Origin of the sequence: Kitasatospora sp. NPDC048298, from assembly GCF_043201465.1 — a bacterium.
Taxonomy (GTDB): domain Bacteria; phylum Actinomycetota; class Actinomycetes; order Streptomycetales; family Streptomycetaceae; genus Kitasatospora.
This window is the reverse complement of sequence record NZ_JBICYZ010000162.1, coordinates 1-1958: the sequence shown is the minus strand read 5'-3', so window position 1 is coordinate 1958 and position 1958 is coordinate 1. Positions and strand designations below refer to the sequence as shown.

Sequence of the window (1958 nt, the reverse complement as noted above, 5' to 3'; positions counted from 1 at the left end):
CCCATCGCCGAGTAGCCGGGGGGAATCTCACCCCCCGGCCCTCACAGAACCGTGCTTAACAGTCTCCCGTTACACGGCTCTTGTCGTTCTGATCATCAGACCAGTACGGCGCTGACGGTCGGAGTGATGCGCCAGTGCGCGAACATGCGCGGGTATCGCCGGGCGATCTCCTGCAACTTCGCGAGCGCCTTCCGCTTGGCCGCCAGCCGTTTGTACTTCTTGCGGATCCAGCGCACCAGGTAGGCGTTGATGCGCGTCACGAAAGGGACCAACTCCCAGGGCCGGAAACGGCCGTAGTAGTTGAGCCAGCCCGCAACCTTGGGGTTGACCCTTCGGGCGAGCTCTTGGAAGGTCAGATCTGTTCGGGTGTGCAGGTGCCAGCCCCGCACCTCCCGGCTGATCTTCGTCAGGGCGTCTTTGCTGATACCGGGGTCGACGGCCAGGAAGAGGTTCCCGTGCCGGCTCCGGTTCTTTCTGGCGCGGAAGGTGTACCCGAGGAACGTGAACGCCGTGTGCTCGTAGGAGCTTCGGCGTCTCCCGTCCTTGCAGTACACGATCCGGGTCTTGGCCGGGTGCAGACGCAGTCCGACCTCGGCCATCCTGTCGGTGAGCGCGGCCAGCACTTGGCGGGCCTGGCGCTCGGCGACGCAGTGCAGCACAGCGTCGTCCGCGTAGCGTTCGAACCAGATGGTCGGGAACTCCCGGGCCATCCAGGTGTCGAATGCGTAGTGCAGGAACAGGTTCGCCAGCACGGGAGACACCGGAGCCCCTTGTGGGGTTCCGCACTCCCGCTCTTGCAGGGAGCCGTCGGGTAGTTGAAGCGGCGCGCGAAGCCACCGCTCGATGTACAACTTCACCCAAACGGCGTCGGTGTGCGCTTCCACTGCCTTGACCAGCAGGTCCCAGGGCACGCTGTCGAAGAACTTGGCGATGTCGAACTCGACGACCCAGTCCCTCTTCCAGCAGCGTTCCCGGCACCTCTCCACCGCGTCCAAGGCGGACCGTCCAGGCCGGTATCCGAAGCTGTCCGGATGGAAAACAGGATCCACCCGTCGCACCAGATGCCGGGCCACCACAGTCTGTGCCACACGGTCGGCGACAGCGGGAATGCCCAGCATTCTCGTGCCTCCGCCATGCGGCTTTGGGATGGCCACCGCACGCACCGGTGGCGGAAAGTACGAGCCTGACGACATCCGATTCCAGACCTTGTAAAGGTTGTTCTTCAGGTCCTTCTCGAAGTCGGCGATGCTCTGCCCGTCCACTCCCGGAGCTCCCCTATTCGCTCTGACTTCCTCCCATGCTTCCTTGACCTCCCACTTCGAAATCTCAAACGGTTTGGCCGATGACTTCAACTGGCTCATCTCACTCCTCCCGGAAACTATCCGGTTGATGCGATCAACTCAGTCACGAACGACCCGGCTCCTTCGCTCCACCCCCATTACAGGGGCTTCGGCACTACTACGAGCCGGTCCGCCAGCACGCCCTGCTTCGGTACTCGACCCCTCACAGTTGCGTCTGCTCGGGGCACTCCCTCTCGCTGCCACACTGCGGCAGGCGGTATCAGAGCGTGCCTTCTCCTGTTCCATGCGAAAGCCGCAGACCGGGCTCACGTCGCCTGCATGCCGGACACCGCCTGGCCAGTAAGCGGGCACCCGCCAGGCTTATCCCGAAGCCCAAGGAACACCCCGGTTTTGATGTCGTCTGTTTTTGTTTCGACACGTCAGCAGCGATTCACTTGCGTTCGTCTTCCCGGTCCCTACCTGACGCCTCTTAGGGCGCCTTTTCCTCATCGCTCACCACGATGGTATTCAACCGACGCGGCATGAGGTGGTTTGGAGCCTCCCCCCACAGGGCGACTCCGAAGGGCCACAAAACCTTCATCTCCCGCACAGCATCACTCGCGGAGGCTGTCCTACAACCAACTCCCTTTCGTGTTCAGGACGCAATCCTTGGCAAAA

Annotated in this window: 1 protein-coding gene; it reads right to left on the bottom strand. The window is 62.7% G+C overall.

Features of this window, described 5'->3' with window-relative positions:
• Positions 1–95: 95 nt before the first annotated feature.
• Positions 96–1361, bottom strand: coding sequence for a group II intron reverse transcriptase/maturase (gene ltrA / locus ACGF0D_RS44150; protein WP_392926220.1), 1266 nt, complete (start codon positions 1359–1361; stop codon positions 96–98).
• Positions 1362–1958 lie beyond the last annotated feature (597 nt).